A 25,230-nucleotide genomic window follows, 5' to 3' on the forward strand; every position below is an offset into this window, starting at 1 on the left:
TCGGGGCGGCCTTACCGAATCGGGGGCCGTACGAGAAGAACTCCTGCCCGAAAAGTGGCGGGTTCAACGCCCTGTTGCTCACGAGAAATGCCGGGTGCCGCGCGGGGCCGGTCAGTCGGTGGGCCGCCCCCGCCAGTCGAGGCAGACGATCATCGCGTCGTCGTCGGCGTCGATGGGTCCGCGGTACCCCGAGAGCTCCTTGAGCACCGCCCGTGCGACCTGTGACGCGGGCAGCAGCCGGGTGCTGGTCATCGCCCGGCTGAGCGCGCGTTCGCTGTACCGCTCGCCCGTCGGCGACGCCGTGTTGTAGACACCGTCGCTGACGAAGAGGAGACGGTCCCCCGGCCGGACGCGGAAGCGCTCGACGGTGTACGGGGTGTCCTCGGCCATGCCGAGCGGAAGCTGCGCGTCCAGATCGATCGGTTCGGACCGCCCCTCGCGCAGCCGCCACATCTTCGGCGAGCCCGCGTCGATGATCTCCGCCTCGCCCGTGATGAGGTTGAACTGCAGCAGCAGGACCGAGAGGTGGAGCGCGCCCTGGTGGTGGCCGTAGATGGCCTGGTCCGCCAGGCAGGCCTGGCCGGTCAGGGAGAGCCCGGCGCGGCGCGCGTTGCGCATCGCGTTCACGGCCAGATTGGTGAGCAGGGCGGCGTGGATGCCCTTCCCCATGCCGTTGGTCACGGTGAGGGTGAGGTGGTCGGCCGAGGTCGACCAGTCGAAGTTGTCGCCGTAGATGGCGTACGCCGGTTCGAGCTGGGCGCCGATGTCGTACTCCGGGCGGGAGCAGGAGCGGCCCGGCAGCAGCTGCCACTGCATCTCGGCGGCGAGGGTGAGCCGCTCGGCCCGCCGGGCCTGGATGTAGAGGTCGGTGTCGCGCTCGGCCACGACGATCTCGTGGCCGAGCACCTCCGCCACGTCGGCGAGTTCGCCCACGGTCGCGGGGTCGCAGGCGGGCTCGGCCAGGCGCACGGTGAGGATGCCGATGCGGTCGCCGCGCACCGAGACGGGCAGGTGGACAGTGACAAATCCCTCATCCCCCGCCGCTTCGGCGTACGGCTCCTGGGATCCGAACGCGCGGCCGGGCGCGCTGGTGTGCACCGGTACGGGGGTCGCGGTCTGGGGGAGGGCGTCGACCGGTTGGAGTATGGTCATCGCGTAGTCGGCCATCAGCAGGTCGACGGAGCCGGCTGCGTAATGGACAGCGAGCGCCTCCCTGACCGCTTCGAGGAGATCGTGCGGTGCGCATCTTCGCAGAGCACGCTCCACGGCCGTGAATCTGTCCACTTGTCTGATACCACCTGTTCCGGTTCATGTTGTGAGCTGACGAAGGAGCCGTGGCCCACCATGCCTCAGCGACTGACAGGGCCATTGCGAAGTGTCACAGTTGAGGGCATGGATGCCGAAACTTCCGTCGGGGGCGACCAGGATGCCTCCGCGCATGCTGCCCGGGAAGTCATCGAGTTGCTCGAGGTCCTGTGGAGCAGGGGCCGGGACATCGCACCCACCGCACCGGTCTCGTCGTCGCAGCTGCGCGTGCTGTACGCCCTGGACGGTGCCGAGGGGATCAATCTCCGGACCCTGGGTGAGTACTTGGGGTCGGCGCCGTCTTCGGTGAGTCGTATGTGTGACCGCCTTCATGCCCTGGGCTTCATCGAGCGGTCCCTCAGTTCAGCCAGTCGCCGCGAGCTCGAACTGCGCTTGTCGAGCCGGGGAGAAAATTACCTCAACGAGCTGCGCGCCCGCCGGGAAAGCGCGCTGCTCGAAGCCATCTCGGCCATGCGGCCCGCGGAACGGGCCGCCCTGGTGGCGGGGTTGAGCGGCTTCCACCGGTCGGTGGAGTGCACCGCGCCGCGGCCCCGGCCGGGGGTCGGCCGTCCCGTGGAGTCCGCCTGACCTCGTACGGTCCGCGTGGGCCGCGTCACTCCCCTGATCGTGTGGGTTTACATCCGGTGTATCCAGGTACCTGCACACGGTCGTGAAGAACCGAGAGTTGTGGGGTTCAGGTGAATGAGGTGACGAGGCCCGGCCGGCGGCCGCTTCGCGCCGTCGAAAGTGCTGGCCGACCTGGCAGTTGACGCGATGTGACCACTGGCTCCGGTGATCGTTTGTCTCGGTTAACATTTGCCGCGCGACAACAATTGCTAAGGTGGACCGAATGAACACCAGTGAGCCCGAGGCCCGGTTGCGCGTCATTGCCGCTCTGCGTGAGCAGGGCGAGAAGGTGGCCGATCGCTGGGTACAGCTGCAGTCGGAACAGGCGGTCCTGGAGACAGGCATCAGCGAGGCCGAGCTGAGCGAGGAAGCGGACTCCTTGGTCGCGGCGCTGCTCGCCGGCCTGGAGTCCGACCACCCGGTGCAGGACGTCGTCGTCAAGCACCAGGGTCTGCGCCAGTCCGTGACGGACCTGTCGCTGCGCCGCGCCAGAGGAGGCGCGAGCCCCACGGCCACGTACATGTCCGTCCTGGCGCTCAAAGAAGCGCTGCTGGAGGCCGTGCAGCAGGACACGCGTGACGTCACCGTGCTCTACCAGGCCGCCCTCTTCGTCAACCGCCTCCTCGACACCGCGGGCGCCACGTCCTTCGAGATGTTCGTGGAGGGCCGCGAGGAGATCATCCGACGGCAGAGCCGCCAGCTCCTCGAAGTCTCCACCCCGGTGGTGCGCATCTGGGACCGCGTCCTCGCTGTGCCGCTGATCGGCACGCTGGACACCACCCGCACCCAGGTCGTGATGGAGAACCTCCTGGAGGCCATCGAGCGCGACGAGGCGCAGGTCGCCATCATCGACATCACCGGCGTCCCCACCGTGGACACCGCGGTGGCCCATCACCTGATGCAGACGGTCAACGCCGTACGGCTGATGGGCGCCGACTGTGTGATCAGCGGCATCCGTCCGCCGATCGCCCAGATCATCGCGCAGCTCGGCATCGATCTGTCCGCCATCCTGACCCGCTCGACGCTGGCCGACGCCCTCGCCGCCGCCATCCCGCTCCTCACGCATCAGCCGGAGCACCGGACCTCTCTCACGGATGCGCGGTGAGCGGCGGTTTGAGTGGCGTACCGATCCTGCGGCTCGGTGACGTACTCGTCACCGGCCTGCTGAACGAGCTGGACGACAAAGCGGCGGTCGCCTTCACCGAGGAGCTGACCCAGCGCATCGTCGCCGACCGTGCGAACGCGATCCTGATCGACATCTCACGACTCGAGATCATCGACTCGTTCGTGGCGCGCACGCTGATGGAGCTGACGACGACGGCGAGGCTGCTGGGGGCGCGGGTGATAGTGGCCGGCATGCGACCCGCGGTCGCGATCACGCTGGTGGAACTGGGGCTGCAGCTGTCCGGTGTGGAGACCACGCTCAATGCCGAGCAGGGGATGATCGCGCTGGGCTGGCAGCCGGCCTCACGATCTCCCAAGGGGAGCCCTGTTGTCCCTCTACGGTGACCTCGAAGACCTCGAAGGAACGTCCACGATCCCCGCCCCCGCCCGAGCCGGCAGGCCGTCGGCGGACCGGCAGGGGAGCGCCTCGGATGCTCCGGCCGGAGGCGAGAACGTCCGTACCGAACACATCATCCGGGCGGAGGAGGACCTGCTCGAGGTGCGGCACGCGGTACGGGAAGCGACCCTGCGGGCCGGCTTCGGCCTCGTGGACCAGACACGCATCGTCACGGCCGCCAGCGAGCTGGCCCGCAACGCCTATGTGCACGGTGGTGGCGGCACCGTGACCCTGGAGATCATCGGCCAGGGCGGCCGCCGCGGACTGCGGCTGTCCGTGAGCGACCAGGGGCCCGGCATCGCCGACCTCGACCGGGCCTTCGTCGACGGCTACACCACCGGTGCCGGACTCGGACACGGACTGGGCGGCGCACGGCGCCTGATGGACGAGTTCTCGGTGCAGACGGCACCGGGCCGGGGCACCACGGTCACCGCGCTGCGCTGGAACGGACGCCTGTGAAAGCCGCCGTGGCAGCGCGGACTCTGCACATCGCCATAGACCATCCCAGCGCTGTGCAGAGCGCGTCCGACCAGGCGCGCGCCGCCGCGCGCGAGATGCCCGGCGCCCTGCCCGACCAGGCGGCCGTGCTCGCGAGCGAGCTGGCCAGCAACATCATCAAGCACGCGAAGAACGGCGCCCTGTTCGTGCAGCGGTCGCCGCTCGGCGCCGACCTGGACGTCATAGCCGTCGACTCCGGCCCCGGCATGCCCGACATCGACCTGAGCCTGCGGGACGGGTACAGCACCACCAAGACGATGGGCGCGGGCCTGGGCGCCGCGCGCCGGATCGCCACCGACTTCACCATCCGCTCGGACGCCGGCCTCGGCACCCTGGCCCACGCCCGCCTGGCCGAACCGGACGCGGAGCGCAGGCCGGCCGCCCCGGGCGCGCTCTGCCTGCCCGCCGACGGCGAGGACGCCAGCGGCGACGGCTACGCGGTCGCCGACCACGACGGCGTCCGGACCGTGCTGGTGATCGACGGCCTCGGCCACGGCCCCGAGGCCGCCACGGCCGCCCGGCGCGCCGAGCGGACCTTCCTGGCCGACCCCGCCGCCCCGCTGGTGGACCTCCTCACCGCACTGCACAAGGCGCTGCGGCACACCCGCGGGGCCGCCGTGACCGCCCTGCGCGTGACCGGCAACCGGGCCGAGCACTGCTCCGTCGGCAACATCCGCGCCGTCGTCCTCTCCCCGCAGGGCGTCCACCACCAGCTCACCGGGCAGGCAGGCATCGTCGGCTACACCCTGCCCACCCCCAAGAGCCGCTTCCTGGACCTGCCCCCGCACGCCACCGTGGTCGTCCACACCGACGGGATCGACCACCGCTGGGCGTACCACCCCACCGACGCGCGTCTCACGCTGCCCCCGGTGCTGCTCGCGGCCTCCCTGGCCCACACCCACCGCCGCCGGCGTGACGACGCCACCATCCTGGCCCTCGGCCCCCACCTGGGAATGAGATGACCCGCGAAACCGTCCGTACGCTCAAGGCCCTGCGGCACACCGTACGAAGCATCGCCCTGGGGCACCGGCTCTCCGCCGACGACCGGGCGCGCCTCGTCCTGTCGTTGAGCGAGGTGGCCGCCTCCACGCTCGGCGGCGGCCGTCCGGTCACCCTGCTGAGCGGGCGCGAGAGGGGCGAGGACGGTGCCCACCGACTGACCCTCGCCCTGCGCCTGCCCCAGCAGAGCACCGGACCGCAGGTGTCGACGGACCGGCTGCCCCTGCGCGCACGGACCCAGCCGGACGGCACGTTCGTATGGAACCTGCCCCTGCCCTCCGGCGCGGCGCACGGCCACGGCGTGCCCTTCACCGGACGCCCGCCGACCACGGCGGCCCAGCACGGCGAGAGCGATGTCGTGCTCCTGGAGGAGGAGTTGCGGGCGGCGCTGGCCCGCGCGGACACCCTGGCCGACGAGCACCAGCGGCTCAAGCACGAACTGGCCGAGACCAACAGCGGCGTCCTCGCCCTGTACGTACAGCTCGAAGAGCGCGACGAGCAGCTGCGCACCGCGCACGGCCGCACCCTGCGCGCCCTGGAGGACGCGCTGCGCCCGCGGCCCCTGCACGTGGACGGCCTCGAACTGGCCGTGCACTACGCCCCGGCCAGCGACGAGGCGCCCACCGGCGGTGACCTCTACGACTGGTTCACGCTGCCGGACGGCACGGTGCACATCACCGTCGTCGACGCCATCGGGCACGGCATCACCAGCACCCGCACCGCGCTGACCGTCACCCACGCGGTGCGCACCCTCGCCCTCGAGGGCCACCCGCTGGAGAGCATCGTGGCGCGGACGGACACCATCCTGGCCCCCTTCGACCAGCACGTGATGGCCACCCTGCTGCTCGCCAGGCTCGACCCGTCCGACGGGACGCTCACGCTGGCCAACGGCAGTCATCCGCCGGCGCTGCTCGCCCACGCGGACGGCGGAGCGTCCTATCTGGAGGTGCGCGGGCGCGGCATCGGCTTCCCGCTGCCCGGCAGCGACCGCGTCCTGACCGCCACCATGGGCGAGGACGACGTGCTGCTCCTCTACACCGACGGCCTCACCGAGAGCCGGCGGGACCCGATCGAGGGCGAGGCCCGGCTCAAGGAGGCGCTGTGCCGGCACCGCGGGCGCCCGACCGGGCTGATCCCCGGCCTCCTGGCCGAGGACCTGCTCAGCGACGTGCTCCACCAGGACGACACCCTGGCGCTCGCGGTGCGGCGTACCGGTACGGCGGGTTAGTCGGTCACCTCGATGCGGCCGTCGGCCGTGGCGGGAGCGGCCGGGGCGGCGGGAGCGGCGGACCTGCCGCCGGTGAGGCCCTTCAGGAGCTCCGCGAGGTCGACTCCCGTGGTGGAGCTGAGGAGTTCGACGCCCTGGGCGACGTTGTCGGCGACCGTCCGGGACAGCTGGCTCGCCCCGTCCGTCGAGATCACCGTCATCTTGTCGATCGCGCTGAGCGGCTCGGACGCCTTGGCGACCACGCTGGGCAGGACCTCGACGAGCATCTGCAGCACGGCCGCGTCCCCGTACCGCGTAAACGCGTCCGCCTTCTTGTGCATGGCCTCCGCCTCCGCGGAGCCCTTCGCGCCGATCGCGGCGGCCTCGGCCTCACCCTCCAGACGGACGGCGTCGGCGAGCGCGGCACGGTGCGCCTTCTCGCCCTCACCGGTGAGGCGGGCCCGCTCCGCGTCGGCCTCGGCCTGCTTGACCAGACCGATCCTGCGGGCCTCCGCCTCCTGCTCGGCCTGGTAGCGGGCGGCGTCCGCGGGCTTGCGGACCTTGGTGTCCAACTCCCGGTCGGTGAGGGCGGCCTGGCGCTGGGCGACCTTCTCCTGCTCGGAGAGGACGTCCTGCTGCCGTGCCGCCTCGGCGAGCGGTCCCGCGGCACCGGCGCGGGCCGCGGCCTCGTCCGTCTCGGCCTTGATCTCGGCCTGCTTGAGCGCGAACGTCCGCTGGGCGATCGCGATCTCCTCCTCGGCCTTCAGCCGCGCCTGCTCGGCGGCGCGGCGCGCCACCGCCTCGGCGATGTCCGCCTCCTGCTTGGCGCGGGCGGCCTCCGGACGGCCGAGGTCCTCCAGGTAGGAGCCCTCGGTGGTGATGTCCTGGATCTGGAAGGCGTCCAGGACCAGGCCCTGCCCGGACAGGCTCGCCTCGGCCTCCTCGGCCACCTGCCCGGCGAACGCGGCGCGGTCGCGGATGATGTCCTCCACCGACATCCGCCCCACGATGGAGCGCAGCGCGCCGGACAGCACCTCCTGGGTGAAGCCGACGATGCCGTCCTGCTGCACCAGGAACCGCTGGGCAGCGGCCCGTATCGAGTCCTCGGTGCCGCCGACCTTGACGATGGCGACGCCTTCGAGGTTCGCCTTGACGCCGCGCAGCGTCACCGCGCCGCGCACGGCGATCGGGATGTGCCGCGAGGACAGGTCGAGCGTGAACTTCTGCTGGACGAACGGCACGACGAAGACACCGCCGCCGACCACGACCTTCTGGCCGCTGTTGTCGGTCATGACCCGGCCGGTGTCCGGATCGGTGGACTTCTTGCCGCGCCGGCCGGTCACGATGAACGCCTCGCTGGGCCCGGCGACCTTGTAGCGGGTGATGACGACGAGCGCCAACAGGACGAGGAGTACGACGACTCCGACGACGGAGATCAGGACTGGACTCATGGTGCATTCCCCCCTGCCACCCGGGGACGGCAGATCGGTTACGTGATGGTGGTGCGGTCGGTATATGAGCGACGAGTGCCGAGCGATGGGTGCGGGCGGTGGGCGGTGGGCGAGGGGCGGGGCGCGGTCAGCGCTCCACGGGCCGTACCGCCACCGACGTCGGCGACAGCGCCGCGTCGACCCAGATCTCGGTGCCGCGGGCCACGGCCGCGGCACTGCGGGCCGCGAACTTCACGGGCTGGCCCGCGAGGTGGAGCAGCACCTCGCCGTAGCCGTCGGCCGGGATCGCGGTGACCACGGAGCCCGCGGTCCCCACGAGGTCGTCGCCGCGCGGGGTACTGGCCGTCTGCTCCCGCATGAGGAGCTGGGTGAACTTCCAGGTCACCCAGGCCGCTCCGGTGCCGGCACAGGCCCCCGCGACGGCGGCGGCACCCGCGTCGGCCCCGGTCGTACCGAGGACGAGCGCCCCGCCGAACCCGAGCATGGCGACGAATCCGGCGATCACCGGCAGCGAGAGGAGCCCGTCGAAGAGCCCGTCCAGCACACCGGCGCCCGCGAAGAGCCCTTCGAGCACCCCGTCGAGGACGAGCGAGAGCGCGAGCAGCACGATCCCGGCGATGCCGAGACCCAGAAAGACCGTCATCGGATCACTTCCCCCGTCATGCCGCCCACCTCGGTACGTTGTGATCGTGGCACGGCGTACGAGGGCCACGCATTGCCGGATTCCGGCAATCTTTACGCGTCTTTGATGCCGGTCGGCGGTGTCCGCGACGGGTCCGCGTGAGGCGGGGAGGGACCCCGGCCCGACTAGGCTGCCGCCCACTATGACCAGCCACAACGCCTCGATCCCCGATTGGCCCACCGACGAGCGGACGGCCCGCGCCGTCCAGGACGAGCTGCGCGCCCGCGTCGTCCTCGACGAGCCGAGCCCACCGCCCGGCACCGGACACGTGAGCGGCGTGGACGTCGCCTACGACGACGAACGGGACCTCGTCGCCGCGGCCGTCGTCGTCCTCGACGCCGCGACCCTCGACGTGGTCGAGGAGTCCACCGCGGTCGGCACGGTGGCGTTCCCCTATGTGCCGGGCCTGCTGGCCTTCCGCGAGATCCCGACGGTCCTCGACGCGCTCGCCGGTCTGCGGGCCGACCCCGGGCTCGTCGTCTGCGACGGCTACGGCGTCGCCCACCCGCGCCGCTTCGGGCTCGCCAGCCACCTCGGCGTCCTCACCGGCCTGCCGACGATCGGCGTCGCCAAGAACCCGTTCACCTTCCGGCACGAGGACCCGGCCGACGCGCGGGGGAGCGCGGCGCCGCTGCTCGACGGCGCCGAGGAGGTGGGCCGCGCGCTGCGCACCCGGCAGGGCGTGAAGCCGGTCTTCGTCTCGGTGGGCCATCGGACGAGCCTGGCGGGCGCCTGCGCCCACGTCCTCGCGCTGACGCCCCGCTACCGCCTGCCGGAGTCCACGCGCCGGGCGGACGCCCTGTGCCGTGCCGCGCTGCGGGAGGCCGCCGGGGCGCGGGAGACCCCATGAACGATCAAAAGATGGGCGGGTTAGCATATGAGCGCCGCCTAGCTCGAAAGATACTCCTGTGACTGTCAATGACGACTCGTTCACCAATTGGAAGCACCGCGAGGAGATCGCGGAGTCGATGATCCCGATCATCGGGAAGCTGCACCGCGAGCGGGACGTGACGGTCCTGCTGCACAGCCGCTCCTTGGTGAACAAGTCGGTGGTCAGCATTCTGAAGACCCACCGATTCGCCCGCCAGATCGCCGGCGCGGAGCTCTCGGTCACCGAGACGCTGCCGTTCCTGCAGGCTCTCACCACCCTCGATCTCGGCCCCTCGCAGATCGACATCGGCATGCTCGCCGCGACGTACCGGGCCGACGACCGCGGCCTCACCGTCGAGGCGTTCACCGCCGAGGCCGTCGCCGGCGCCACGGGCGAGAACAAGATCGAGTGCCGTGAGGGCCGCGACGTCGTCCTCTACGGCTTCGGCCGCATCGGCCGCCTCGTCGCCCGGTTGCTCATCGAGAAGGCCGGCTCGGGCAACGGCCTGCGGCTGCGCGCCGTCGTCGTACGCAAGGGCGGGGAGCAGGACATCGTCAAGCGTGCCTCGCTGCTGCGCCGCGACTCCATCCACGGCCAGTTCCAGGGCACGATCACCGTCGACGAGGCGAACAGCACCATCGTCGCCAACGGCAACGAGATCAAGGTGATCTACGCCAACGACCCCTCCGAGGTCGACTACACGGCGTACGGCATCAAGGACGCCATCCTCATCGACAACACCGGCAAGTGGCGCGACCGCGAGGGCCTCTCGCAGCACCTGCGCCCCGGTATCGACAAGGTCGTCCTGACCGCCCCGGGCAAGGGCGACGTCCCGAACATCGTGCACGGCGTCAACCACGACACGATCAAGCCGGACGAGCAGATCCTGTCCTGCGCCTCCTGCACCACCAACGCGATCGTCCCGCCGCTGAAGGCGATGGCCGACGAGTACGGCGTCGTGCGCGGGCACGTGGAGACCGTCCACTCGTTCACCAACGACCAGAACCTGCTGGACAACTACCACAAGGCCGACCGCCGGGGCCGCTCCGCGCCGCTCAACATGGTCATCACCGAGACGGGCGCCGCGTCCGCCGTCGCCAAGGCGCTGCCCGACCTGAAGGCGCCGATCACCGGCAGCTCGATCCGCGTCCCGGTGCCGGACGTCTCGATCGCGATCCTGAGCCTGCGGCTCGGCCGTGAGACCGACCGCGAGGAGGTCCTCGACTACCTCCGCAACGTCTCGCTGACCTCGCCGCTCAAGCGCCAGATCGACTTCACCAGCGCCCCCGACGCGGTCTCCAACGACTTCATCGGCTCGCGCCACGCCTCGATCGTCGACGCCGGCGCCACCAAGGTCGACGGCGACAACGCGATCCTCTACCTCTGGTACGACAACGAGTTCGGCTACTCGTGCCAGGTCATCCGGGTCGTCCAGCACGTCTCCGGAGTCGAGTACCCGACGTACCCGGTGCCGGTGCTCTGATCCACCACCGGTCGAGGGCCCCGTACGGCGACGTGCGGGGCCCTCGCCGTATCAGCGCACGGACGCCACGCGGAACGACAGACCCGTGGTCCGCAGCCGCTCGATCAGAGCGTCGCCCATCGCCACCGCGGGAGTGACCTGGCCCGCCGTCGCCGGCAGCTCGTCGAGCGCCAGGCACAGGGCCGACTCGCCGAGCATCCGCGCCGTCTCGTCGTACCCCGGGTCGCCGCCGGACACCTCGGTGAACACCCGCTTCCCGCCGCCCTCGCCGATGAACCGCACCGTGAACCACGACGCGGCACGGCGCGCCTCGCTCGGGCCGTCACCGGGCTTGAGCCGGTCGGACAACCAGCGCCGTACGGGCGGCAGTTGGGCGGCCGTCAGCAGTCCGGCGAGGCCGATCGGGCCGCCGAGGGCGACCGGCAGCGATGTCACGGCCGCGTAGTGCCGGTAGCGGAAGTCCGGTCCGTACCGTTCGAGAGCCCGCGCCGAACGCTGCACCACCTGCGGGTCGATCGTCGGCAGCGGCAGGGCCCAGGCGCCGACCTCGCCCGCGTACCGGGGCGCTCCCGGGGGCGCGTAGGCCTTGCGTCCCACCAGGCGCGGCTCGTGCTGCCTGCGCTCCTTCGCGGCGGCCAGCATCTGCGGCCCCCGCGCGAACTGGTTGAGCGCCGAGGCGAAGGTCCCGCCGGAGAACTGGGCGCCGACCCGGACGAACCCGTCGACGCGCAGCGGCACGCCCTCGGGCAGCTGCTTGACGGTGAAGTACGCCCCCAGGTCGTGCGGCACCGAGTCGAAGCCGCAGGAGTGCACGAGCCGCGCGCCGGTCTCCCGCGCGCGGGCGTCGTGCCGCACGTACATGAGGTCGACGAACTCGGGCTCACCCGTCAGGTCCACGTAGTCCGTGCCCGCCTCGGCGCAGGCCGCGACCAGCTCCTGCCCGTAATGCAGGTACGGGCCGACGGTCGACGCGACCACGCGCGCGTCGGAGGCCATCGCGCGCAGGGACGCCGGGTCGGCCACGTCGGCGTGGACGAGGGGGAGTTCGGCGCAGGCCGGGTCGATCGCGGCGAGCCGCTCCCGCAGCGCCCTCAGTTTCGCGGCGTCCCGCCCCGCGAGGGCCCAGCGCACGCCTTCGGGGGCGCGGCGCGCCAGATGTTCCGCGGTGAGCACGCCCACGAAACCCGTCGCTCCGAAGAGCACGATGTCGTACGCGCGATCACTGTTCCGGCCGTCGTGACTCTTGTCGTTTTCACCGTTGTTTCCACCGGTCATGGCAGTCATGGCACCTCTCCGCCGTGCGCCCCGTGCAGTTGTGGGTGGCCGAGGCTAGCGTGCGGGGAGTGCACCGCGATCAGGAGGTACCCATGGGTGTCCCGAAAAGTGCCCTGCGGAAGTGGGAGGGCGTACGGGCCTTCGCGCTCGGGCTGCCGTCCGCCACGGAGGACTTCCCGTGGGGCGAGACGGTCGCCAAGGTCAACAAGAAGGTGTTCGTCTTCCTCGGGGTGAGCGACGGCACCTACCCCATGGGCCTGACCGTCAAGCTCGTGGACGAGGAGGCGCACGCGCACGCCCTGACCTCCCCGGGCGCGGAGCCCGCGGGGTACGGCCTCGGCAGGTCCGGCTGGGTGCGGATCCCGCTGGCGGACAAGGGCGCCCCGGCAGCCGAACTGCTCTGCGACTGGGTCGAGGAGAGCTACCGCACGATCGCCCCGAAGAAGCTCGTCGCGGAGCTGGACGCCCGCGCGGGGTGAGGTGACGGCCGCACACCCCCGGCGCCGTGCGGACGGTGATCCCGTGCCGCTCGGCACGGGACGCCCCGCAGACACGGTGGTGGCCCGAAATTGTCTAAGCGCTTGCTCGTCAGGGGCTTGTGCGCGGTGGAACACGTTCTTAGCATCACTGGTGTTACATCAGTTGTGTCATAGTGCTGGGGGCTCAATGGCTGTGCCGGGCAAGGACGTTCACGGGCCGCTGGCCGGGGTGCGCGTGGTGGAGCTGGCGGGCATCGGGCCCGGCCCGTTCGCGGCCATGCTCCTCGCCGACCTCGGCGCCGACGTGGTGCGCGTCGACCGCCCGCGCGGGGGTGGCCTCGCGATCAACCCCGAGTACGACGTGACCAACCGCAACAAGCGGTCGGTCGTCGTCGACCTGAAGGCCCCCGACGGCGCGGCGCGTGTCCTGGACCTCGTCGACCGCGCCGACGTCCTCATCGAGGGATACCGGCCGGGCGTGGCCGAGCGTCTCGGCGTCGGCCCCGCGGAGTGCCACGCCCGCAATCCGAGGCTCGTCTACGGCCGGATGACCGGGTGGGGCCAGGAGGGTCCGCTCGCCCAGCGCGCCGGGCACGACATCGCGTACATCGCCATCACCGGCACCCTCGGCATGATCGGCAACCCCGGCGAGCCGCCCGCCATCCCCGCGAACCTCGTGGGGGACTACGCCGGCGGCTCGCTCTACCTCGTGGTCGGCATCCTCGCGGCGCTGCACCACGCGCGCGTGCACGGCGCCGGTCAGGTCGTGGACGCCGCGATCGTCGACGGCACCGCGCACCTCTCCGCGATGATCCACGGCATGCTCGCGGCGGGCGGCTGGCAGGACCGGCGCGGCGCCAACCTCCTCGACGGCGGCTGCCCCTTCTACGGCAACTACGAGACCGCCGACGGCGGTCACATGGCCGTCGGCGCCCTGGAGCAGCAGTTCTACGACGAGTTCGTCGGACTCCTCGGTCTCGCCGACGTCGCGCCCGCCCGCAAGGACCTGGCCCGCTGGGGCGAGCTGCGCGAGGCCGTCGCCGCCCGCTTCAAGGAACGTACGCGCGAGGAGTGGACGGCCGTCTTCGAGGGTTCCGACGCGTGCGTGGCGCCCGTGCTCTCGCTGCGCGAGGCCCCCGGCCACCCGCACCTCGCCGCCCGCGGCACCTTCGTCGACCACGGCGGCATCACCCAGCCGGCCCCGGCCCCCCGCTTCTCCGCGACCCCGGCCCGGGTCCGCACGGGCCCCGCGCAGCCCGGCGCCGACACGGCGGAGGTGGCCCGCGACTGGGACGTACCGGCCCTCGCGGTGCCCACCGAAATGCCGGCCGGGCCGTCGGGCGCGACCGAGCTGTCGGGCGGAGCCGCGCCCGCCGGGGAACAGGAAGACCGCTGATGCAGATCTCGGCACCGCTCGCCTACGCGGCCGACGTGCGCGAGCGCGTCGAGGCCTTCCGGGCGGCCGGCGTCACCATGCTCGACGTCATACCCGTCGGCCCCGAGCCGGCCAAGTCGATCGAAACCGTCAAGGGCTGGCTCTGAGGGGCTACAGGAGGCCACGTACAGATGAAGCGGCAGATCTTCTCCGCCGAGCACGACGCGTTCCGCGAGACGGTGCGCACCTTCCTCGCCAAGGAAGTGCTCCCGCACTACGAGCAGTGGGAGAAGGACGGCATCGTCTCCCGTGAGGCATGGCTCGCGGCAGGCAGGCAGGGGCTGCTGGGCCTCGCCGTCCCCGAGGAGTACGGCGGCGGCGGGAACGACGACTTCCGCTACTCCGCCGTGCTCGCCGAGGAGTTCACACGCGCGGGCGCCGCCGGGCTGGCGGTCGGCCTGCACAACGACATCATCGGCCCCTATCTGACCTCGCTCGCCACCGAGGAGCAGAAGCGGCGCTGGCTGCCCGGCTTCTGCACCGGCGAGACCATCACCGCCATCGCGATGACCGAGCCCGGCGCGGGCTCCGACCTCCAGGGCATCCGCACCGCCGCCGAGGACCGCGGCGACCACTGGGTGCTCAACGGCTCCAAGACGTTCATCTCCAACGGCATCCTGGCCGACCTCGTCATCGTCGTCGCCAAGACCTCCCCGGAGGGCGGCGCGCACGGCCTGTCCCTGCTCGTCGTCGAGCGCGGCGCGGCGGGCTTCGAGCGCGGCCGCAACCTCGACAAGATCGGCCAGAAGGCCCAGGACACCGCCGAGCTCTTCTTCCACGACGTCGTCGTCCCCAAGGAGAACCTGCTCGGCGAGCTGAACGGCGCGTTCGTCCACCTGATGACCAACCTCGCGCAGGAGCGCATGGGCATCGCCGTCGCCGGGATCGCCGCGGCCGAGCACCTCCTGGAGATCACCACGACGTACGTGAAGGAGCGCGAGGCTTTCGGGCGGCCGCTGGCCAAGCTCCAGCACATCCGCTTCGAGATGGCGGAGATGGCCACCGAGTGCGCCGTCACCCGCGCCTTCCTCGACCGGTGCATCGTCGACCACGCGAACGGGGAGCTCGACGCCGTGCACGCGTCGATGGCGAAGTGGTGGGCCACCGAGCTGCAGAAGCGGGTCGCCGACCGCTGTCTGCAACTGCACGGCGGCTACGGCTACATGACGGAGTACCGCGTCGCCAAGGCCTTCACCGACGGACGCATCCAGACGATCTACGGCGGCACGACCGAGATCATGAAGGAGATCATCGGCCGATCCCTCCTCGGCTGACCCGCACCCCGCACCCCGCAGACCCGCACGTCCCGGACCCGCAGACCCGCACCCCTCTGGACACCCTCGAAAGGCACACGCGTGACCACCGAAGCGTACGTATACGACGCGATCCGCACCCCGCGCGGACGCGGCAAGGCCAGTGGCGCCCTGCACGGCACCAAGCCCATCGACCTCGTCGTCGGCCTGATCCACGAGATCCAGGCCCGCTTCCCCGGCCTCGACCCGGCCGCCATCGACGACATCGTCCTCGGCGTGGTGGGCCCGGTCGGTGACCAGGGCTCCGACATCGCGCGGATCGCGGCCATCGCCGCGGGGCTGCCGGACACGGTCGCGGGCGTCCAGGAGAACCGCTTCTGTGCCTCGGGCCTGGAGGCCGTGAACCTCGCCGCGATGAAGGTCCGGTCCGGCTGGGAGGACCTGGTGCTCGCGGGCGGCGTCGAGTCGATGTCCCGGGTGCCGATGGCCTCCGACGGCGGCGCCTGGTTCGCCGACCCGATGACCAACTTCGAGACCGGCTTCGCGCCGCAGGGCATCGGCGCCGACCTGATCGCCACCATCGAGGGCTTCTCGCGGCGCGACGTCGACGAGTACGCGGCGCTCTCCCAGGAGCGCGCCGCCGCGGCCTGGAAGGACGGCCGGTTCGGCAGGTCCGTCGTGCCGGTCAAGGACCGCAACGGCCTCGTCGTCCTCGACCACGACGAGCACATGCGCCCCGGCACCACCGCCGACTCCCTCGCGAAGCTCAAGCCGTCCTTCAAGGACATCGGCGACATGGGCGGCTTCGACGCGGTCGCGCTGCAGAAGTACCACTGGATCGAACAGATCGACCACGTCCACCACGCGGGCAACTCCTCCGGCATTGTCGACGGCGCCTCGCTGGTCGCGGTCGGCAGCAAGGAGGTCGGCGAGCGGTACGGGCTCGCTCCGCGCGCGCGGATCGTCTCCGCCGCCGTGTCCGGCTCCGAGCCGCTGATCATGCTCACCGGTCCGGCGCCCGCGACCCGCAAGGCGCTCGCCAAGGCGGGCCTGACCATCGACGACATCGACCTCGTCGAGATCAACGAGGCGTTCGCCGCGGTGGTGCTGCGCTTCGTCAAGGACATGGGGCTGTCCCTGGACAAGGTGAACGTCAACGGAGGCGCGATCGCGTTGGGCCATCCCCTGGGCGCCACGGGGGCGATGATCCTCGGCACGCTCGTGGACGAGCTGGAGCGGCGTGACCTCCGGTACGGGCTCGCGACGCTGTGTGTGGGGGGCGGTATGGGCATCGCCACGATCGTCGAGCGGCTGTAGGGGTCCCGCCGTAGGGGCTGGGGCGCGTCGCCGACCGCGAGTACGTCGTGGTTGCTCGCGCAGTTCCCCGCGCCCCTGAGGCCGCGGCTCCGCCGCGCCTCACTTCCCGCCCCTCACCCCCACCGCTCCCCGCACGCCCGCCACAGACTTCACGGAGAAACCGACATGACCGAAAGCACCACCATCCGCTGGGAGCAGGACGACACCGGCGTCGTCACGCTCGTCCTCGACGACCCCAACCAGTCCGCGAACACCATGAACCAGGCGTTCAAGGACTCCATCGCGGCCATCGCCGACCGCGCGGAGGCCGCCGTCGAGGCCGACAAGGACGCGATCCGCGGCTTCGTCTACACCTCCGCCAAGAAGACCTTCTTCGCGGGCGGCGACCTCAAGGACATGATCAAGGTCGGCCCCGAGAACGCCCAGCAGGCGTTCGACACGGGCACCGAGATCAAGAGGTCGCTGCGCCGCATCGAGACCCTCGGCAAGCCCGTCGTCGCCGCCATCAACGGTGCCGCGCTCGGCGGCGGTTACGAGATCGCCCTCGCCTCCCACCACCGTGTGGCCCTGGACGCGCCCGGGTCCAAGATCGGGCTCCCCGAGGTCACCCTCGGCCTGCTCCCGGCCGGCGGCGGCGTCACCCGCACCGTGCGCCTCATGGGCATCACCGACGCGCTCCTCAAGGTGCTGCTCCAGGGCACCCAGTACAACCCGAAGCGCGCCCTGGAGAACGGCCTCATCCACGAAGTGGCCGCCACCCGCGAGGAGATGATCGAGAAGGCCCGCGCCTTCATCGACGCCAACCCCGAGTCGCAGCAGCCCTGGGACAAGCCGGGCTACCGCATCCCGGGCGGCACCCCGGCCCACCCCAAGTTCGCGGCGAACCTGCCCGCGTTCCCCGCCAACCTCAAGAAGCAGACGGCGGGCGCCAACTACCCGGCGCCGCGCAACATCCTCGCGGCCGCCGTCGAGGGCTCCCAGGTCGACTTCGAGACCGCGCTGACCATCGAGGCCCGGTACTTCACCGAGCTGGTCACCGGCCAGGTCGCCAAGAACATGATCCAGGCGTTCTTCTTCGATCTCCAGGCCGTCAACTCCGGCGCCAACCGCCCCGCGGACGTCGAGCCGCGCCAGGTCCGCAAGGTCGCCGTGCTGGGCGCCGGGATGATGGGCGCGGGCATCGCGTACTCGTGCGCCCGCGCGGGCATCGACGTCGTCCTCAAGGACGTCTCCGCGGAGGCCGCGCAGAAGGGCAAGGGCTACTCCGAGAAGCTCTGCGCCAAGGCCGTGCAGCGAGGGCGCACCACCCAGGAGAAGGCGGACGCGCTGCTCGCCCGCATCACGCCGACCGCGGACCCGCAGGCCCTCGCCGGCTGCGACGCGGTCATCGAGGCGGTCTTCGAGGACACCTCGCTCAAGCACAAGGTGTTCCAGGAGATCCAGGACGTCGTCGAGCCGGACGCGCTGCTGTGCTCCAACACCTCGACGCTGCCCATCACCACGCTCGCCGAGGGTGTCTCCCGGCCCGTCGACTTCATCGGCCTGCACTTCTTCTCGCCCGTCGACAAGATGCCGCTCGTCGAGATCATCAAGGGCGAGCGGACCGGCGACGAGGCGCTGGCCCGCGCCTTCGACCTGGTGCGCCAGATCAACAAGACGCCGATCGTCGTCAACGACTCGCGCGGCTTCTTCACCTCGCGGGTCATCGGCCACTTCATCAACGAGGGCGTCGCCATGGTCGGCGAGGGCATCGAGCCCGCCTCCGTCGAGCAGGCGGCGGCCCAGGCGGGCTACCCCGCCAAGGTGCTCTCCCTGATGGACGAGCTGACGCTCACGCTGCCGAGGAAGATCCGCAACGAGACGAAGAAGGCGGTCGAGGAGGCCGGCGGCACCTGGCCCGGCCACCCGTCGGACGCCGTCATCGACCGCATGGTCGACGAGTTCCAGCGCCCCGGCAGGAGCGGGGGAGCGGGCTTCTACGAGTACGTGGACGGCAAGCGGGACCGCCTCTGGCCGGGCCTGCGCGAGCACTTCACCAAGCCGGGGCACGAGATCCCGTTCGAGGACATGCAGGAGCGCATGCTCTTCTCCGAGGCGCTCGACACCGTGCGCCTCCTGGAGGAAGGGGTCCTGACCTCGGTCGCGGACGCCAATATCGGCTCCATCCTCGGCATCGGCTTCCCGGGCTGGACGGGCGGCGTCCTGCAGTACATCAACGGTTACGAGGGCGGCCTGCCCGGCTTCGTGGCCCGCGCGCGCGAGCTCGCCGAGCGCTACGGAGAGCGCTTCGCGCCGCCCGCCCTGCTGGTCGAAAAGGCGGAAAAGGGGGAGAAGTTCAGCGACGTCTGACCTTGTCGTGAATCCGGTTCCGCCTGGTCAGGGGCGGAACCGGAGGCGTCGCCCCCACGTCGTACCCTGCCGTAGAGCATGATCACGACAAGTGGAGAGGTGACCGCTGTGCGGTTCACGACAGGGGGAACGGCGCGGGCAGTCGGCGTCGGAGTGCTGGTCCTCTCGCTGGCCCTGACGGGCTGCGACGGCAAGAAGGACAAGAAGAAGAGCAAGCGCAAGGCGTCGTCCTCGCACAGCCGCACCGTCGGTGGTGGGTCCGGCCGCAAGGGCGGCACGGGCTCGCTGAGCGCCGCGCGCCGCGCCGGGGCGGTCCTGCCGCCGCTGGACACGATGCCCGCCGCCCTGCGCCACGTCGGCACGGAACTGCACAGCCGCGCCAAGGCGCCCTCCGTGTGCAAGGACCCGGGCGCCAAGTGCAAGGGAGCCGTCGCCCACGGCAGGGTGGGGTACCGCACCGCGAACAAGGCCGAGAGCGCCGGTTACGACGTGATCGTGTACAAGAACACGCGGGCCGCCGAGCGTGCCTTCACCGCCTGGCAGAGCTACGCGCAGAACAACAAGCACGAGGTCACGGTCCTCGAAGGACCCCCGCACGGCGACGCGAGCCTCATGTACGGGTACGAGAGCGCCGCGCGCACGAACGCGCTGACGATGGTGATCCGTCGGGGCCAGTACATCGGCACGCTCGACGTACGGGACACCTCCGGGGCGCTGGCCGCCAGGACCGACATGACGGCCCTGTCCAAGGTCTACGCCAAGCGGCTGCTGCAGGCGGCGCGGGACGAGACGCCGAGCGCGACGGCCGCGCACGTCAAGGTGTGACCGTCACGGGATGATCGTCAGGCCGACGCCCGTCAGGAGGTACGGGGTGGCTCAGCCGTCCTTGAGCCACTCCCGCAGCTCTTCCTTGAGCGAGCGTTGAAACGCCGTCACCAGCGCCTGCACCACCATCGGCTGCATATGGGCCGAGAGGGACCGCATCGCCGCGACGTGCTCGGGGTCGGACTCGCGCTCGCGGTAGGGCTCCCAGACCTCGTCGCGGAAGAGCCGCGACAACTCGTGCGCGGCGGAACGCGTGTGCTCCATCAGGACCGTGCGCGCCGCCAGGATCGTCTCGTGCGCGATGGGCACGTCGAGGAGCTGCACGCCGAGGCGGAGCAGCCCCAGGTCCACGCGGTGCGTCCCGGGCGTCCCGGTCGGGGCCACCACCCCCATCGCCGCGAGCCGCTCCAGATCCTCGTCGCCGAGCGTGCGGCCCGCCCTGCGCTCCAGCTCGGCGTGGGAGACGTCCTCCGCCGAGTCCGGGGCCCAAGAGGCCACCACGGCACGGTGGATGGCCAGATCGTGGGCGCTCAGGTCGGCGGGCAGCTGCTCCAGGTACCGCTCGATCGCGGCGAGTGTCATGCCCTGGAGCTGCAGCTCCTCGATGAGCGCGAGCCGCGACAGGTGCTCGCGGCCGTAGTGGCCGACGCGGCGGGGACCGATCACCGGCGGCGGCAGCAGCCCCTTGGTCCCGTAGAAGCGGATCGTGCGGACCGTGACGCCCGCGCGCGCGGCCAGTTCGTCGACCGTGAGCGTCGGCTCCCCGGCATCGGTGTCGGTGGCGTCGGTGTCCGTGGTGTCCGTCGTCATGACGGCGCCCTCCCTCCCCGGCCGGCTCTCCGGACGTCTCCCCGTGGGTGCAGCGATCCGGCGCGTACCGGGGCATGCAGCAAACCAGTGCAACAGTATTGCTGGCACACCAGTGTTGTGAAACCCTCCGGGCCAGTTACGTGCACGTCCACCGCTCGGCCACTCGCTCCTCACGCACCCGTCCGCTCACGCACAGCCGATGGCGCCAGGAGGCGGTCATGACCACGATTCGGCGACGTCCGGGGGACGACGCCGACAGCACACTCCCCGCCCTGCTGCTGCGCAATGCCGAGGAACACGGAGATCTTCCCGCCCTCTCCTGGCGCATCGGGGCGCGGTGGTCGACGCTGACCTGGCGCGAGGCGCGCCGCAAGGTCGCTGTCCTCGCCGCCGGTTACCGCGCGCTCGGGGTGCGGCGCGGCGAGCACGTCCTGATGATGATGGGCAACCGCCCGGAGCACTGGCTGAGCGATCTGGCCCTCGTCCACCTCGGTGCCGTGCCCGTCACCGTGTACGGCACCGCCGCCCCCGAACAGGTCGCGCACATCGTGCGGCACAGCCGGGCCCGCGTCGCGGTCGTCGAGGGCACCGGTGAACTACCGCGCTGGGAGCCCCTGTTGGCCGACGCCACGGCGCCGCTGGAGCGCCTGGTCGTCGTGGAGGGTGCCGCGGCCGAAGGCCACCGCACGTACGGCTCCCTGCACGCCACGGGCGTGCGGCTCTTCGACCCCGACGCCTTCGAGAAGGCCTGGCGCGAGATCCGCCCCGCCGACCCGCTCACCGTCGTCTACACCTCGGGCACCACGGGCGACCCCAAGGGCGTCCGCCTCAGCCACCGCAACGTGCTCCTGAACGGCACCGCGCTGGACGCCGTCGTCGAGTTCCCCGAGGGCGTCGGGCACATCTGCTACCTGCCCTTCGCGCACATCGCCGAGCGCCTGCTCGGCATCTATCTGCCGGTGCTGCGCGCCGCCCACGTCCATCTGTGCGCGGACCCGGCCGAGGTGGCCGCCACCGCCCGCGAACTGCACCCCCACCAGTTCTTCGGCGTCCCGCGCGTGTGGGAGAAGCTGGCCGCCGCCGTACGGGCCGCGCTCGCCGGGCTGCCCGCGGAGCGGCGCGCCGCGGTCGAGGCGGCGAACGGGACGGCGCGCGCCTACGTCGCCTGCCGCGAGCGCGGCGAGGAACCCGCCGCCGAGCTGCGGGCCGCGTACGACGAGGCCAAGCGGGACGTGCTCGACCCGCTGCTCGCCCTCGCCGGCTTCGACCGGCTGGTGTGGACCGCGAGCGCCTCGGCGCCGATGCCGCCGGACGTGTCCCGGTTCTGGGCCGGCTTCGGACTGGTGATCATGGACGCGTGGGGGCTCACCGAGACCTCCGGCGTGGTCACGACGAACAGCCCCGACCGGTTCCGGCTCGGTTCGGTCGGGCGGCCCCTCGACGGTCTCGACGTCCGCATCGCCGACGACGGCGAGATCCTGGTGCGCGGCGCGACGGTCTTCGACGGCTATCTGCGGCCCGACGGAGGGGTCGACAGCGCCTGCGACGCGGACGGCTGGTTCGCCACCGGCGACATCGGCAGGCTCGACGAGGACGGCTACCTCTGGCTCACCGACCGCAAGAAGGAAATGATCGTGACCTCGACGGGCAAGAACGTCTCGCCCGCCCTCGTCGAGAACGCGCTGAAGGAGCACCCGCTGATCGGGCAGGCCCTCGTCCATGGGGACGGCCGCTCGTATCTGGTGGCCCTGCTCGTCCTCGACCCGGAACTGGCGCCCGCGTGGGCCGCCGCGCGCGGCATCGAGGGGGACCTGGTCGCCCACGAGGCCGTGCGGGAGGAGGTGGCGCGGGCCGTGGCGGCGGCCAACGCGCGCCTGAACCGCACCGAGCAGATCAAGCGGTACCGGCTGCTCGCCGAGGAGTGGGGACCGGCGACGGGCGAGCTCACGCCCTCCCTGAAACTGCGGCGCCGGGTGATCCGCGAGAAGTACGAGCAGGTCATCGACGCCTTGTACACCCCCTGATCATCATGTGAGAAGTTCCGCTATGTGACGTGCGCCACCGCGTGCGGGGCGGTGCGTGGGGGAAGGTGTCCCGTCGGTCCGCGCACGTCAGGGGTGTCGCGGGCCGGGGCACATCCGGACCCCGGAGTTCTTCCGGGCACCAGAGAGTAGATCCACCCGTGAGCAAGGAAGCCGTAGATTCGGCCGTCCTGGACGCATCCCGCACAGATGCGTCGCAGGCCCCCGCGGACGCGGGCGACGCCGGTTACAGCAAGGACCTCAAGGCCCGCCACGTCAACATGATCGCGATCGGTGGAGCGATCGGCACCGGCCTCTTCCTGGGGGCGGGCGGCCGCCTCCACTCGGCGGGCCCCGCGCTCGCCCTCGCGTACCTCGTCTGCGGAATCTTCGCGTTCTTCGTGGTCCGGGCGCTCGGCGAGATGGTTCTCTACCGTCCCTCGTCCGGTTCGTTCGTCTCGTACGCGCGTGAGTTCCTCGGGGAGAAGGGCGCGTTCTTCGCCGGTTGGATGTACTTCCTCAACTGGTCGACCACCTGTATCGCCGACATCACGGCGATCGCGCTCTACACCCATTACTGGAGCTTCTTCACCGACATACCCCAGTGGGTCCTCGCGCTGATCGCCCTCGCGGTCGTGCTCTCGGTGAACCTCATCTCGGTGAAGTACTTCGGCGAGATGGAGTTCTGGTTCTCGATCATCAAGGTGGCCGCGCTGAGCGCCTTCATGATCATCGGTATCTGGCTGCTGGCCAGCCAGCACAAGGTGGGCGGCGAGGCGCCGGGCCTCAACATGATCACCGACCACGGCGGCCTCATGCCGAACGGCCTGATGCCGGTCGTGATCGTGATGCAGGGCGTCGTCTTCGCGTACGCCTCGCTGGAGCTGGTCGGCGTCGCGGCGGGCGAGACCGCCGAGCCGCAGAAGGTCGTCCCGCGCGCGGTGAACTCGATCATGTGGCGCGTCGGCGTCTTCTACGTCGGCTCCGTGGTGCTGCTCGCGCTGCTGCTGCCCGGCTCGATGTACTCGGCCGACCAGAGCCCGTTCGTGACGGTGCTCTCCAAGATCGGCATCCCGGCCGCCGGCGACGTGATGAACTTCGTCGTCCTCACCGCGGCCATGTCCTCGCTCAACTCCGGCCTGTACTCCACCGGCCGCATCCTGCGCTCGATGGCGATGGCGGGCTCCGCGCCGAAGTTCACCGCCAAGATGAACCGCAACCAGGTGCCCTACGGCGGCATCCTGCTCACCGCCTCCCTCGGCGTCGTCGGCGTCGGCCTCAACCGGGTGGTCCCGGGCAAGGCCTTCGAGATCGTCCTGAACGTGGCGTCGCTCGGCATCATCGGCACCTGGATCACGATCATGGTGTGCCACCTCGCCTTCGTGCGCAGCGCGAAGCGCGGCGAGATCACCCGGCCGAAGTTCCAGCTCCCGTTCAGCGGCGTCACCGAGTACGTGACCATCGCGTTCCTGCTGGTCGTGCTCGGTCTGATGTGGAAGGACGCCGAGGTCGGCCGCAAGACGCTGTTCCTCATCCCGGTCGTGGGCCTGGCCCTGGTCGCGGGCTGGTTCGGCGTCCGCCGCAGGGTGGGCCGCGAGGCACAGGGCCTCACGGGGCCGAAGGATCTGTAGCGGCGGGGACCGGTAGCGGGGGAGGCCGGTAGCAGGGGCACTGTCAGTGGTGGCCCGTACGGTGGCGTCATGTCGGAGATCACGTATGTCCGGGGTGACGCCACCGCGCCGTTCGGCAAGGGCGTCAAACTGATCGCCCACGTCTGCAACGACCTCGGGGGCTGGGGGAAGGGTTTCGTGCTCGCGGTCTCCCGCCGCTGGCCGGAGCCGGAGCGGGCGTACCGCGCCTGGCACCGGGAGCGGGCCAAGAACGACTTCGGTCTGGGCGCCGTCCAGTTCGTCGACGTGGGCCGTCGCGTCTGGGTCGCCAACATGGTGGGGCAGCGGGGGATGCGCACGGGCAGCAAAGGCGTCCCCGTGCGGTACGAGGCGATCGACACCGCCCTCGCGAAGGTGGCCGACAAGGCCGAGGCGCTCGGTGCCGGTGTGCACATGCCGCGCATCGGCTGTGGGCTGGCCGGTGGCACCTGGTCCCGTGTCGAGCCGCTGATAGCCGAGCGCCTGGTGGCGCGGGGGATCGCGGTGACGGTCTACGACTTCGGGGACTGACCCGCTGGCGGACAACTGGTCCGCAGGTGTGCGTTGTTGTGCACGGATGAGCGGGTAGAGCACCGGCATGCAGCTCCTCCCCATGGAACTCGGGCCGATCGGGTCGGTCGGGCCGAAGGCGCAGGCTCTGGCGCTCGCCGCCGTCCTGTGCGGCGCCCTGTGCCTTCTCGCCGGACGCTTCCTGCACCGTGCCGGCGTCGGCCCTGCCTCCGCGGCCCCGCCGGTTCGGGGGACGGTGTTCTCCGAGGGCCGGGACGAGGTCCGGGACGGGGTCCGGGGCGAGGGCCCTCGGGCCTCCTGGCGGCCGGCCCGGCACGACGGTGGCGGGGAGCGTGATGAGCCGGAGGGTGCGGGGGAGCGCGACGGCGAGAGCGCCGGCGCTCCGGCCACCGGGCAGGCCAAGGGAGAGGCCGAGCGCGCCGCCGCGGAGGCCGAGCTGCGCGGCCGGGTCTCCGAGTGGGCGTCCGAGCTGGCGAACCGCATCGCCTCCGAGCCGCTCATCGGGCCGCCCGTCGTGCCGGACACCGGCGAGGCAGTGGCACGGCCGCCCGGCGAGACGGAGACCCGGCCCGAGGCCTAGCGCCTTTCGCCCGGATCCCGTC

Annotated in this window: 24 protein-coding genes; 19 read left to right on the forward strand and 5 right to left on the reverse strand. The window is 71.3% G+C overall.

Annotation, left to right across the window (positions count from 1 at the left end):
- Positions 1 to 111: 111 nt before the first annotated feature.
- Positions 112 to 1,284: a PP2C family protein-serine/threonine phosphatase gene (locus ACZ6B8_RS11730; protein WP_471607104.1), complete on the reverse strand. Its 1,173-nt coding sequence runs from the start codon at positions 1,282 to 1,284 to the stop codon at positions 112 to 114.
- Between the two features lie 108 nt (positions 1,285 to 1,392).
- Here ACZ6B8_RS11730 and ACZ6B8_RS11735 point away from each other — a divergent pair, with 108 nt between their 5' ends.
- From ACZ6B8_RS11735 to ACZ6B8_RS11760, 6 genes are all read left to right on the forward strand, one after another.
- The gene (locus ACZ6B8_RS11735; RefSeq protein WP_471607105.1) at positions 1,393 to 1,893 is read left to right on the forward strand and encodes a MarR family winged helix-turn-helix transcriptional regulator; all 501 of its coding nucleotides are present in this window, start codon (positions 1,393 to 1,395) and stop codon (positions 1,891 to 1,893) included.
- 262 nt (positions 1,894 to 2,155) lie between these two features.
- Complete coding sequence (locus tag ACZ6B8_RS11740; RefSeq protein ID WP_471072564.1) at positions 2,156 to 3,037, forward strand: STAS domain-containing protein; 882 nt, start codon at positions 2,156 to 2,158, stop codon at positions 3,035 to 3,037.
- Positions 3,034 to 3,441, forward strand: a complete 408-nt coding sequence (locus ACZ6B8_RS11745; protein ID WP_471072561.1) for an STAS domain-containing protein — start codon at positions 3,034 to 3,036, stop codon at positions 3,439 to 3,441. The genes ACZ6B8_RS11740 and ACZ6B8_RS11745 overlap by 4 nt, the downstream gene beginning before the upstream one ends.
- Positions 3,442 to 3,565: 124 nt before the next feature.
- On the forward strand, positions 3,566 to 3,952 hold the full coding sequence (locus ACZ6B8_RS11750; protein ID WP_471607199.1) for an anti-sigma regulatory factor: 387 nt from the start codon (positions 3,566 to 3,568) through the stop codon (positions 3,950 to 3,952).
- Positions 3,953 to 3,960: 8 nt separating this feature from the next.
- A complete protein-coding gene (locus tag ACZ6B8_RS11755) occupies positions 3,961 to 4,953 on the forward strand; it encodes a SpoIIE family protein phosphatase (RefSeq protein ID WP_471607106.1) in 993 nt (330 codons plus the stop codon).
- A complete protein-coding gene (locus ACZ6B8_RS11760) occupies positions 4,950 to 6,218 on the forward strand; it encodes a PP2C family protein-serine/threonine phosphatase (protein WP_471607107.1) in 1,269 nt (422 codons plus the stop codon). The genes ACZ6B8_RS11755 and ACZ6B8_RS11760 overlap by 4 nt, the downstream gene beginning before the upstream one ends.
- On the opposite strand, the gene ACZ6B8_RS11765 is transcribed toward ACZ6B8_RS11760, so the two are convergent.
- Complete coding sequence (locus ACZ6B8_RS11765; RefSeq protein WP_471607108.1) at positions 6,215 to 7,648, reverse strand: flotillin family protein; 1,434 nt, start codon at positions 7,646 to 7,648, stop codon at positions 6,215 to 6,217. The two genes, ACZ6B8_RS11760 and ACZ6B8_RS11765, sit on opposite strands and share 4 nt — an antisense overlap.
- A gap of 127 nt (positions 7,649 to 7,775) precedes the next feature.
- Positions 7,776 to 8,291: a hypothetical protein gene (locus ACZ6B8_RS11770; protein WP_471607109.1), complete on the reverse strand. Its 516-nt coding sequence runs from the start codon at positions 8,289 to 8,291 to the stop codon at positions 7,776 to 7,778.
- Positions 8,292 to 8,472: 181 nt separating this feature from the next.
- Here ACZ6B8_RS11770 and nfi point away from each other — a divergent pair, with 181 nt between their 5' ends.
- Together nfi and ACZ6B8_RS11780 are read left to right on the forward strand one after the other, a co-directional pair.
- On the forward strand, positions 8,473 to 9,180 hold the full coding sequence (nfi, locus tag ACZ6B8_RS11775) for a deoxyribonuclease V (protein WP_471607110.1): 708 nt from the start codon (positions 8,473 to 8,475) through the stop codon (positions 9,178 to 9,180).
- Between the two features lie 58 nt (positions 9,181 to 9,238).
- Positions 9,239 to 10,684 (forward strand): glyceraldehyde-3-phosphate dehydrogenase, encoded by a 1,446-nt coding sequence (locus ACZ6B8_RS11780; protein WP_471072544.1) that lies wholly within the window; start codon positions 9,239 to 9,241, stop codon positions 10,682 to 10,684.
- Positions 10,685 to 10,735: 51 nt separating this feature from the next.
- On the opposite strand, the gene ACZ6B8_RS11785 is transcribed toward ACZ6B8_RS11780, so the two are convergent.
- Complete coding sequence (locus ACZ6B8_RS11785) at positions 10,736 to 11,959, reverse strand: saccharopine dehydrogenase family protein (protein WP_471607111.1); 1,224 nt, start codon at positions 11,957 to 11,959, stop codon at positions 10,736 to 10,738.
- A gap of 92 nt (positions 11,960 to 12,051) precedes the next feature.
- On the opposite strand from ACZ6B8_RS11785, the gene ACZ6B8_RS11790 reads away from it, so the two are divergent.
- The 7 genes from ACZ6B8_RS11790 (at position 12,052) to ACZ6B8_RS11820 (ending at position 19,617) form a co-directional block, all read left to right on the forward strand.
- Complete coding sequence (locus ACZ6B8_RS11790; protein WP_471607112.1) at positions 12,052 to 12,438, forward strand: MmcQ/YjbR family DNA-binding protein; 387 nt, start codon at positions 12,052 to 12,054, stop codon at positions 12,436 to 12,438.
- Between the two features lie 187 nt (positions 12,439 to 12,625).
- The gene (locus tag ACZ6B8_RS11795) at positions 12,626 to 13,834 is read left to right on the forward strand and encodes a CaiB/BaiF CoA transferase family protein (RefSeq protein ID WP_471607113.1); all 1,209 of its coding nucleotides are present in this window, start codon (positions 12,626 to 12,628) and stop codon (positions 13,832 to 13,834) included.
- Positions 13,834 to 13,980, forward strand: coding sequence for a hypothetical protein (locus ACZ6B8_RS11800; RefSeq protein ID WP_471072532.1), 147 nt, complete (start codon positions 13,834 to 13,836; stop codon positions 13,978 to 13,980). Before ACZ6B8_RS11795 ends, ACZ6B8_RS11800 begins: the two co-directional genes overlap by 1 nt.
- A gap of 24 nt (positions 13,981 to 14,004) precedes the next feature.
- Positions 14,005 to 15,147, forward strand: a complete 1,143-nt coding sequence (locus tag ACZ6B8_RS11805; RefSeq protein ID WP_471072529.1) for an acyl-CoA dehydrogenase family protein — start codon at positions 14,005 to 14,007, stop codon at positions 15,145 to 15,147.
- A gap of 81 nt (positions 15,148 to 15,228) precedes the next feature.
- Entirely contained in the window at positions 15,229 to 16,443 is a 1,215-nt protein-coding gene (locus ACZ6B8_RS11810; RefSeq protein ID WP_471072526.1) for an acetyl-CoA C-acetyltransferase, read from the forward strand.
- 165 nt (positions 16,444 to 16,608) lie between these two features.
- Positions 16,609 to 18,792, forward strand: coding sequence for a 3-hydroxyacyl-CoA dehydrogenase NAD-binding domain-containing protein (locus tag ACZ6B8_RS11815; RefSeq protein ID WP_471607114.1), 2,184 nt, complete (start codon positions 16,609 to 16,611; stop codon positions 18,790 to 18,792).
- A gap of 78 nt (positions 18,793 to 18,870) precedes the next feature.
- Positions 18,871 to 19,617 (forward strand): hypothetical protein, encoded by a 747-nt coding sequence (locus ACZ6B8_RS11820; RefSeq protein ID WP_471607115.1) that lies wholly within the window; start codon positions 18,871 to 18,873, stop codon positions 19,615 to 19,617.
- A gap of 51 nt (positions 19,618 to 19,668) precedes the next feature.
- Here ACZ6B8_RS11820 and ACZ6B8_RS11825 read toward each other — a convergent pair whose 3' ends face one another.
- The gene (locus tag ACZ6B8_RS11825; protein WP_471072520.1) at positions 19,669 to 20,427 is read right to left on the reverse strand and encodes a MerR family transcriptional regulator; all 759 of its coding nucleotides are present in this window, start codon (positions 20,425 to 20,427) and stop codon (positions 19,669 to 19,671) included.
- A gap of 218 nt (positions 20,428 to 20,645) precedes the next feature.
- On the opposite strand from ACZ6B8_RS11825, the gene ACZ6B8_RS11830 reads away from it, so the two are divergent.
- The 4 genes from ACZ6B8_RS11830 (at position 20,646) to ACZ6B8_RS11845 (ending at position 25,208) form a co-directional block, all read left to right on the forward strand.
- A complete protein-coding gene (locus ACZ6B8_RS11830) occupies positions 20,646 to 22,451 on the forward strand; it encodes an AMP-dependent synthetase/ligase (RefSeq protein ID WP_471607116.1) in 1,806 nt (601 codons plus the stop codon).
- A gap of 158 nt (positions 22,452 to 22,609) precedes the next feature.
- Positions 22,610 to 24,079, forward strand: coding sequence for an amino acid permease (locus ACZ6B8_RS11835; protein WP_471607117.1), 1,470 nt, complete (start codon positions 22,610 to 22,612; stop codon positions 24,077 to 24,079).
- Positions 24,080 to 24,148: 69 nt separating this feature from the next.
- Positions 24,149 to 24,628 (forward strand): macro domain-containing protein, encoded by a 480-nt coding sequence (locus tag ACZ6B8_RS11840; RefSeq protein WP_471607118.1) that lies wholly within the window; start codon positions 24,149 to 24,151, stop codon positions 24,626 to 24,628.
- Positions 24,629 to 24,695: 67 nt separating this feature from the next.
- A complete protein-coding gene (locus ACZ6B8_RS11845) occupies positions 24,696 to 25,208 on the forward strand; it encodes a hypothetical protein (protein ID WP_471607119.1) in 513 nt (170 codons plus the stop codon).
- The last annotated feature ends 22 nt before the right edge of the window (positions 25,209 to 25,230 follow it).

The organism is Streptomyces sp. NPDC041122, from assembly GCF_055592445.1.